This window comes from Streptomyces sp. SID14436, assembly GCF_010548465.1.
Lineage (GTDB): Bacteria > Actinomycetota > Actinomycetes > Streptomycetales > Streptomycetaceae > Streptomyces.
In genome coordinates this window covers 1-8,461 of record NZ_JAAGMD010000686.1, presented here as the reverse complement: position 1 = coordinate 8,461, position 8,461 = coordinate 1, and the positions used below count along the sequence as shown (strand labels likewise).

General features: G+C 73.2%; 6 protein-coding genes and 2 pseudogenes. 3 read left to right on the top strand and 5 right to left on the bottom strand.

What is annotated here, in order from left to right; genetic code table 11:
• Positions 1 to 504: pseudogene (locus tag G3I53_RS24910) on the bottom strand (TIGR00374 family protein); the annotation flags it as partial.
• A 310-nt stretch (positions 505 to 814) separates the two neighbouring features.
• Here G3I53_RS24910 and G3I53_RS24905 point away from each other — a divergent pair.
• Positions 815 to 2,768 (top strand): annotated as a pseudogene (locus G3I53_RS24905) (ABC transporter ATP-binding protein).
• Between the two features lie 127 nt (positions 2,769 to 2,895).
• Here the strand turns inward: G3I53_RS24905 and secD are convergent.
• From secD to G3I53_RS24885, 4 genes are all read right to left on the bottom strand, one after another.
• Positions 2,896 to 5,250: a protein translocase subunit SecD gene (secD, locus tag G3I53_RS24900; RefSeq protein WP_343239673.1), complete on the bottom strand. Its 2,355-nt coding sequence runs from the start codon at positions 5,248 to 5,250 to the stop codon at positions 2,896 to 2,898.
• 72 nt (positions 5,251 to 5,322) lie between these two features.
• On the bottom strand, positions 5,323 to 5,742 hold the full coding sequence (locus G3I53_RS24895; protein WP_164335342.1) for a hypothetical protein: 420 nt from the start codon (positions 5,740 to 5,742) through the stop codon (positions 5,323 to 5,325).
• Entirely contained in the window at positions 5,739 to 6,407 is a 669-nt protein-coding gene (locus tag G3I53_RS24890; protein ID WP_164335340.1) for a response regulator transcription factor, read from the bottom strand. Before G3I53_RS24890 ends, G3I53_RS24895 begins: the two co-directional genes overlap by 4 nt.
• The gene (locus G3I53_RS24885) at positions 6,404 to 7,402 is read right to left on the bottom strand and encodes a sensor histidine kinase (RefSeq protein ID WP_203592066.1); all 999 of its coding nucleotides are present in this window, start codon (positions 7,400 to 7,402) and stop codon (positions 6,404 to 6,406) included. The genes G3I53_RS24890 and G3I53_RS24885 overlap by 4 nt, the downstream gene beginning before the upstream one ends.
• 244 nt (positions 7,403 to 7,646) lie before the next feature.
• Here G3I53_RS24885 and G3I53_RS24880 point away from each other — a divergent pair, with 244 nt between their 5' ends.
• Positions 7,647 to 7,973: a TraR/DksA C4-type zinc finger protein gene (locus tag G3I53_RS24880; protein ID WP_164335338.1), complete on the top strand. Its 327-nt coding sequence runs from the start codon at positions 7,647 to 7,649 to the stop codon at positions 7,971 to 7,973.
• Positions 7,974 to 8,027: 54 nt separating this feature from the next.
• Entirely contained in the window at positions 8,028 to 8,399 is a 372-nt protein-coding gene (locus G3I53_RS24875; RefSeq protein WP_164335336.1) for a TraR/DksA C4-type zinc finger protein, read from the top strand.
• Positions 8,400 to 8,461 lie beyond the last annotated feature (62 nt).

Here is an 8,461-nt window from a genome sequence, read left to right as displayed (position 1 = left end):
CACCGCGAGCACCAGCACCCCGCCGGCCGCCCACAGCAGCGGGCCGAACGCCCCGTCGGGCAGCAGCTCGTCGAGGCGCAGCGCGCCGGGGCAGGCGAGCAGCAGGACGCCGAGCAGGGCCACCCGGCCGGCGGACTCGGCCAGCAGGTACAGCGCGAGGGCGGCCGAGGAGCGGGCCGCGGACAGCCCGCACACCGTCATGAACCGCAGGTTGACCGCGCTCGCCCCCAGCCCCGTCGGCAGCAGGTGGTTGGCCGCGCCGGCCGCGAACTGGGTGACCACCAGCCGCCGTCCGGGCAGCCGTTCGAGCACGGCGCCCTGCCGGGTGCAGGCGGCGGCGGGCCAGGTCAGACAGGTCGCCCCGGCGGCCGCCAGCAGCCACGGCCAGCGGGCCTGGCCCAGATGGGCGAACCCCTCGGCGAGGACGGACCGGTGCCGTACCGCGACCACCGTCACGAGCAGCGGCGGCAGCACACACAGCACCCGGCGGATCGTCCGGGTCATGTCCCGGGAGCCCGGCCGCCGCGCACCGGCGGGGGGTTGCGGCGGGCCGGACGGCGGCCGGCGGGCGGGGAGCTGCTGGGAGAGCGTCATACGGACCTTCGCTTCACGCGGGAAGGCGGCGCCGGCCGGAGCGGGGCGGAGCACGGCGACGCGGGGGAGGGGGACGGGAGCGACGAGCGGCGGAGGGGGGAGGACCGCGGGGGAGCGGGACGGGGAGGTTCGCGGGCGGCGGGGAGCCGGGCGGACGGGGCGGCGGCGGACGGGCGTTGACCTCAATGATGCTTGAGGTCATACGGTGCCTTCCATGAGCATGGAGACAACGGCCTGGACACAGTTGCACAGCGTCATGACCGCCCAGGAGGAACGGCGCCCCTTCGCCCGGGTGACGCTGCGGCGCATCGGCGCGTTCGCCCGTCCGCACCGCCGCCGCATGACCCTCTTCGTCCTGCTGGGGACGGCGACGGCGCTGCTGGCCGTGGCGACCCCGGTCCTGGCGGGCCGGGTCGTGGACACCATCGTGTCCGGCGGCGACGAGAGCACCGTCGTCCGGCTGGCCCTGCTGATCGCGCTGATCGCGCTGGCCGAGGCGGCGCTCGGCATCCTCGGCCGGCGGCTGTCGGCGACGCTGGGCGAGGGCCTCATCCTCGACCTGCGCACCGCCGTCTTCGACCATGTGCAGCGGATGCCGGTGGCGTTCTTCACACGCACGCGTACGGGCGCCCTCGTCTCCCGTCTCAACAACGACGTCATCGGCGCCCAACGGGCCTTCAGCAACACCCTGTCCACCGTGGTCGGCAACGTCGTCACCCTGGTGCTGGCGCTCGCGGTGATGCTCACCCTGTCCTGGCAGATCACGCTGCTCGCGCTGGTGCTGCTGCCGGTGTTCGTGGTCCCGGCCCGCCGCATGGGCAGCCGCATGGCCCGGATGCAGCGCGAGGCCGCCGCGCTCAACGCGGCCATGGGCACCCGGATGACGGAGCGCTTCTCCGCCCCCGGAGCCACCCTGGTCAAACTGTTCGGGCGCCCGGAGGAGGAGTCCGCCCAGTTCGCCGAACGGGCCCGCCGGGTACGGGACATCGGCGTCCGCACCGCCACCGCCCAGACGGTGTTCATCACCGCCCTCACCCTCGTCTCCGCCCTCGCCCTGGCCCTGGTCTACGGCCTCGGCGGCTGGTTCGCGCTGCGCGGCGCCCTGGAGCCCGGGGCGGTCGTCGCCCTGGCGCTGCTGCTGACCCGGCTGTACGCGCCGCTCACCTCACTGGCCGGGGCGCGGGTCGAGGTGATGAGCGCGCTGGTCAGCTTCGAGCGCGTCTTCGAGGTGCTGGACCTGCGCCCGCTGATCGAGGAGAAGCCCACGGCGCGCGAGGTGCCCGACGGCCCGGTGTCCGTCGAGTTCGACGACGTCCGGTTCGGCTACCCGTCCGCCGACAAGGTCTCCCTGGCCTCCCTGGAGGAGGTCGCCGCCCTGGACACGCGCGGGGGCGCCGAGGTCCTGCACGGCGTCTCCTTCCGCGCCGAGCCCGGCCGGACCGTCGCCCTCGTCGGCTCCTCCGGCGCGGGCAAGTCCACCGTCGCGCAGCTGCTGCCCCGCCTGTACGACGTCGACGCGGGCGCCGTCCGCGTCGGCGGCGTCGACGTCCGGGACCTGACCGCCGCCTCGCTGCGCGCCACCGTCGGCATGGTCACCCAGGACGGCCACCTCTTCCACGACACGGTGCGCGCCAACCTGCTGCTCGCCCGGCCCGACGCGTCCGAGGCCGACCTCCTCGACGCCCTGCGGCGGGCCCGCCTGGAGGACCTCGTCCGGTCCCTGCCCGACGGCCTGGACACGGTCGTCGGGGAACGCGGCTACCGCCTGTCCGGCGGGGAACGCAGGGGGTCCCCCCAGACTTTCGTACTGGGGGAGCATGACGATCGCCCGGCTGCTGCTGGCCCGCCAGCGCGTCGTCGTGCTCGACGAGGCCACCGCCCACCTGGACAACACCTCCGAGGCGGCCGTCCAGGAGGCGCTCACCGAGGCCCTGGCCGACCGGACGGCGATCGTGATCGCGCACCGGCTGTCCACCGTCCGGGCGGCGGACCTGATCCTGGTGCTGGAGGCCGGCCGGATCGTGGAGCGCGGCACGCACGACGAGCTGCTGGAGGCCGGCGGACGGTACGCGGAGCTGTACCGCACCCAGTTCGCCGCCCGTTCCGAGGACGCCGCCGGGGGCCGTGCGGAGGAGGACACCCCCGCGGAGGAGGACACCCCCGCGGTGGTGTGAGGCCGGGGACGCCACACCCTCCGCGCTCCCCACGACGACGGCGCCGCCGCCCGCCCCGGCCGGGGCGGGCGGCGGCGCCGCGTGTCCGTCCGGGCGGCCCCTCCTCACGAAGGGCCGCCCGGTGGGGTCACTTCCCCGGGCTGCCTGCCCTGGACCGGCCGCCCGAACGGGGCTCACCGATCCCGGACTTCCCGTGCCCGGAGCCGCCGCGGCCCTTGCCGCGGCCGCGGGACCCGCCGCCCTTGCCCCGGCGGCGCGCGTACGCGTCGAGCTCGATGGCGAGCGGCGAGGCGGTCAGCACCGACGAGTAGGTGCCGACCAGCATGCCGATCAGCAGGGCGAGCGCGAAGTCGGTGAGCGAGTCACCGCCCAGCAGCGCCAGCGCGAACAGGATGAACAGCACACCGATACCGGTGTTGACCGTGCGGGGCACCGTCTGCAGGATCGCGAGGTTCGTCACGTCGCCCAGCGGTGCCTTGCCGTCCTTGCGCCACAGCTCCCGGATGCGGTCGAAGACCACGACGGAGTCGTTGACCGAGTAACCGATCACGGTGAGCAGCGCCGCCAGGAACACGCCGTCGATCGGCTTGCCCAGCCAGGCGAAGATACCGGTCAGGATGATCACGTCGTGCGCCAGCGCGCTCACCGCGCCCGTGCCGAACATCCACCGGAACCGGAAGGCCAGGTAGACCAGCTGGGCGGCGAGGGCCAGCCCCAGCGCGATCAGCGCGTTGCGCCGCAGTTCGTCGCCGAGGCTCGGGCCGATCAGCTCGTCGCGGACCTTCTCGGCGCCGTCGCCGACCTTGTCGATGGCCTCCTGGACCTTGACGGCCTCCTGGTTGGTCAGCTCCTCGGTGCGCACCGTGAGCTGGTTGTCCCCGGAGGACTGCACCACGGCCTGCGGGAATCCCGCGTCGGCCAGGGCGGAGCGGGCGTCGTCGGGGTCGACGGTCTGGGTGGTGGAGTACTCGATGAGGCGGCCGCCGGTGAACTCGACACCGAAGTTCAGCCCCCGCACGACGATGCCGGAACCGGCGACGACGAGCACGAGCGCGGACACCAGCAGCCAGCGGCGCGGGTTGCGCATCAGCTGCGGGTTGCGGCGGGTGAGGTACTCGCGGACCCGGCCGATCGAGGCCAGACCGGTGACCTGCGGCCGGCGGTGCACCCAGCGGCGGCGCACCGCGAAGTCGGCCAGCACCCGGGTGATCACCAGGGCGCTGATCATGGACGCGATGACACCGATGCCCAGCGTGACACCGAAGCCCTTGACCGGGCCGGAGGCGAGGAAGAACAGCAGGGCCGCCGCGATCAGCGTGGTGACGTTGGAGTCGGCGATCGCGCTGAAGGCGCCCTTGAAGCCGGCGGTGAGCGCGGAGCGGCTGCTGGCCCGGTTCCGGGAGCTGTACTCCTCCCGGGCCCGTTCGAAGACCAGCACGTTGGCGTCCACGGCCATACCGATGGCCAGCACGAAACCGGCGAGACCGGGCAGGGTCAGGGTCGCGCCGAGCGCCGCCAGACCGGCGTAGGAGATGACGCCGTAGCAGGCCAGGGCCACCGTGGCGATCAGACCCATGAGCCGGTAGACGACGATGATGAACAGCGCGGTCAGCGCGGTGCCGACGAGGGCGGCCCAGGCGCTGGCCTCGATGGCCTCGGCACCCAGCGTGGGGCCGACGGTCCGCTGCTCGACCGTCTCGACCGGCACCGGCAGGGCGCCGCCCTTGATGAGCAGGGCGAGTTCCTTGGCGTCGTCGCTGCTGAAGGAACCGGTGATCTGGGTGGTGCCGCCGGTGATGCCCACCTTGCAGGCGACCGAGGGGTGGACCTGCGGAGACGAGATGATCTTGTCGTCGAGGACGATGGCGACGCGGCGCTTGGGGTCGCCCTCCGGGTTGCACGCGGCCTCCCCGGTCAGGTTGGCCCAGTCCTTGTCGTTCTTGAAGTCCACGGAGACGAACCAGCCCGCGGCGTTCTGCTGGTCGAGGCCCGCCTCGGCGTCCTTGACGTCCTCACCGGTCATCTTCGCGGGCGCGAGCCGCAGACGCTGACCGTCCTCGTCGGCCAGGACGCGCTCGCCCTTGTCGTCCGGCTTCGTCTGGACCTCGCCGGTCTCCGCGCCGAGCACCGGGTGCACGGACAGCTGGGCCGTCTGGCCCAGGACGTCGGCCGCCTTGCGCGGGTCCTGCAGACCCGGCAGCTCGACGATGATCCGGTTCTCGCCGGAGCGGACGATGGACGGTTCGGCGACGCCGAGCGCGTCGACCCGGCCGCGCAGGACCTCGAGCGCGCGGTCGGTCGCCGCGGCGTCGGCCTTCGTGGTCTCGGTCGAGCGGGTCTCCAGCACGATCTGGGTGCCGCCGCGCAGGTCCAGCCCGAGACGGACCGGGACGGTGACGGCGACGAACACGGCCAGGGCGACCACGGCGAACGCGAAGAACGCCCTGATCCGGTTGGAGCTTTTCGCTGTGGAACTTTTCACTTGGTGCCTCCAGCGGCACACCGCGGCCGGAACGATCGGCACGGCGGGGGAGAGGGGGAAGAACGGGGACTCTCAAGCGCTGGTGGACGACGGCGGGGCCCGGCCGAGGTCGGACGGCACGTACGCGGCGACGAGCGGCCCGTGCCCGGCCACCGGGGCCGGACGCACCGGCCCGTGCGGCACTCGCGGCGTGTACGGGGGCGTGAACAGCAGGTGGCCGGAGGGAGCGGTGCGCTCACCGGCGTCGCGCAGCGACCGCAGCAGGAGGGTGCCGCTGCCGGAGTACGCCTCGTCGGTGTGCGGATGGCTGTCGTACGGCTCGAAGGACGCCGCCGGCGCGGCCGGCGCGTCCGGGGAGGACGCCTCCCCGGCGGGCACCAGCCGGGCGCCGTCGGTGAAGGCGAGGGTCAGCAGGACCGCCGTCAGGGCCAGGAGACCCGCGACGACGCGGTGCGGAAGGCGGGCGGCATGTCCCGGCCGGTCGGTGCTCAAGGCTCGACGAGTCCCGCGCGGATGGCGTACCGGGTGAGGTCCAGGCGGTCCCGCAGCCCCAGCTTGCTCAGCAGGTTCTCCCGGTGCCGCTGGACGGTCTTGACGCTGATGAAGAGCAGCTCGGCGATCTCCTTCGAGGAGTGCCCCTCGGCGACCAGCTTGAGGACCTCCTCCTCGCGCGGGGTCAGCAGCTGCTCGGGGGCCTCCTCGCCGTCCCGCACCCGGTCGAGGTAGTTGCGGATCAGGGCGGTGACCGCCCCCGGGTAGAGGAACGGCTCGTCCCGCATCGCCGCCCGGCAGGCGGCGACCAGGTCCCGGTCGGCGACGGACTTCAGCACATAGCCGCCCGCGCCCGCCTTCAGGGCCTGGAACAGGTACTGCTCGTTGTCGTGCATGGTCAGCATCAGGATGCGCAGCCCCGGCTTCAGCGCGGACAGCTCACGCGCGGCCTGCAGACCGGTCAGCCGCGGCATGGCGATGTCCAGCACCGCCAGGTCGATGTCGTGCGTGCGGGCCATCGCGATGGCCTCGGCGCCGTCCCCGGCCTCGGCGACCACTTCCAGGTCGGGCTCCCGGTCCAGGATGAGCCGGACCCCCCGACGGACCAGGGCATGGTCGTCGGCGAGCAGAATCCGGATCTTGGCCGGGTGGTCCTGGTGGTTCATGACTGCTTCCTGACGGCGGGCACGGTGAGCCGGATCCGGGTGCCGGACGGCGACGCGGGGCTGATGTCCAGTGTGGCCCCCAGCAGCAGCGCGCGTTCCCGCATCCCGCGGATCCCCGCGCCCTCCCGGGCCACGCCGATGCCGCGGCCGTCGTCCTCCACCTCCAGCACGACCGAGTGGTCCCCTTTCCGCAGGCTCACCCGGACCGTACCGGCGTCGGCGTGCCGGGCGGCGTTGGTCAGCCCTTCCTGCGCCACACGGTAGATCACCAACTCGGTCTCCTGGTCCAGCGCGGGCAGATCGGAATCGTAGCCGCGGATCACCCGCAGACCGGTATGCGTGGCGAATTCGGTGGTGAGCGAGGTGATGGCGCTGACCAGTCCCAGGTCCTCCAGCACCCCCGGCCGCAGCCGGCGCACCAGGCGGCGGACCTCGTCCAGGCTCAGCCGGGTGATCTCCTGCGCCTGCTGGAGCTCCTCGCGCAACGGGTCGGACGCCTCGTCGGCGGCACGCTTGAGGGCCAGCAGGATGGCCGTCATGCTCTGCCCGACCTCGTCGTGCAGCTCCTGGGCGATGCGGCGCCGCTCCGCCTCCTGCGCGAGGATCGCGCGGGCGCTGCTCGCGGCCCGCTCCTTCTCCAGCCGCTCCAGCATGGCGTTGAAGGTGCTGACCAGGTCGGACACCTCACCGCCGCCGTGCACGGGCAGGCGCTGACCGGGACGCAACAGGTCGACGGTGGCCATCAGCCGGGTCACCCGCTCCAGCGGGGCCAGCCCGATGCGCAGCAGCGTGGCGTTGGCGACCAGCATCACGGCGAGACCGCCGACCAGGATGACCGCCTCGGTCAGCAGGATGGGCACCGACACCGTCACGGGGGCCCACAGCAGCAGCGCGGTGGCCAGACCGAGCACCACCGCGTTCAGGCCGAAGATCCGCCAGTACAGGGACACCGAGGTCTCGCCTTCCTCTTCCTTGTCCGGCTTCGCTGTCGACATCACCGCGCCGTGTCGGCAGCGGCCACGGCCCCTTGTCCCGGCGAACAGCGGCCAGCGTGCACGGGCCCCGCCTCCGTCGTCCATGGGGTCCCCGCCCCATTTTCCCCCTGCCGCAGGACCCACGCCGGGCGGGGTGGGTCCTGCGACCCCGCACAGATGGGCTCCATGGCCGATGGGCCGCGGACGGACTTGCGGCCATGGTGAAGACACCACCCCCTTTTCCTTCTTCAGAGAGGACCTCTTCGTGTCGCTCGACCTGCCCCGCACCGAAGCGCGTACCGACAACCCGGCCTCGGACGAGATCCGACGCCGCCTCGAGCACGCCCGATCTACCCGCCTCGCCCAGCTCAAGGCCCTGGACGAATCGGGGCAGAGCGCCGACGACCACTTGATGTCGAACCAGAAGGAATCCATCAAGCGCGTCCTCACGGAGATCGACGAGGCCTTCGCCCGCGTCGACGACGGCACCTACGGCACCTGCCTCGGCTGCTCCAAGCCGGTGCCGCCGGAGCGCCTGGAGATCCTCCCGCACACCCGGCACTGCGTCGCCTGCCAGCGCCGCGCGGCCTGACGCCTCGCCGTCCGCACGTCCGTTCGCCTCTCCGCTGACCGCACAAGGGGTGCAGTGGTGACCCACCAGACCATCGGTGAGCACAACACGGTCCTCTCACCCGAGGACCTCGCAGCGCTGCGCGAAAACCTGCTGGAGCAACGGCTCTTCCGCCAGGAACAGCTCCGGCAGTTCGCCGCGGACCCGCTGCCCCGCGCCGAGGAGCGGCCGCAGCGGGACGCCGGCGAGATCGAGGTCGGCATCCGGCTCGCCGCCTCCGCCCGCATGGTGCTCGCCGACGTGGAGGCGGCGCTCGGCCGCATGGACACGGACACCTTCGGCACGTGCCACCTGTGCCGCGGCGCGGTCGAGCGGGACCGCCTGCTGATAGTGCCGCAGGCCCGCTACTGCGCCCGCTGCCAGCAGGTGCGGGAGGCCGCACGATGACCACTGCACACCGGCCGCGCCCGCCCGCACCGGCGCGGCCCCCGGCCCGGGCGGCCACCTCC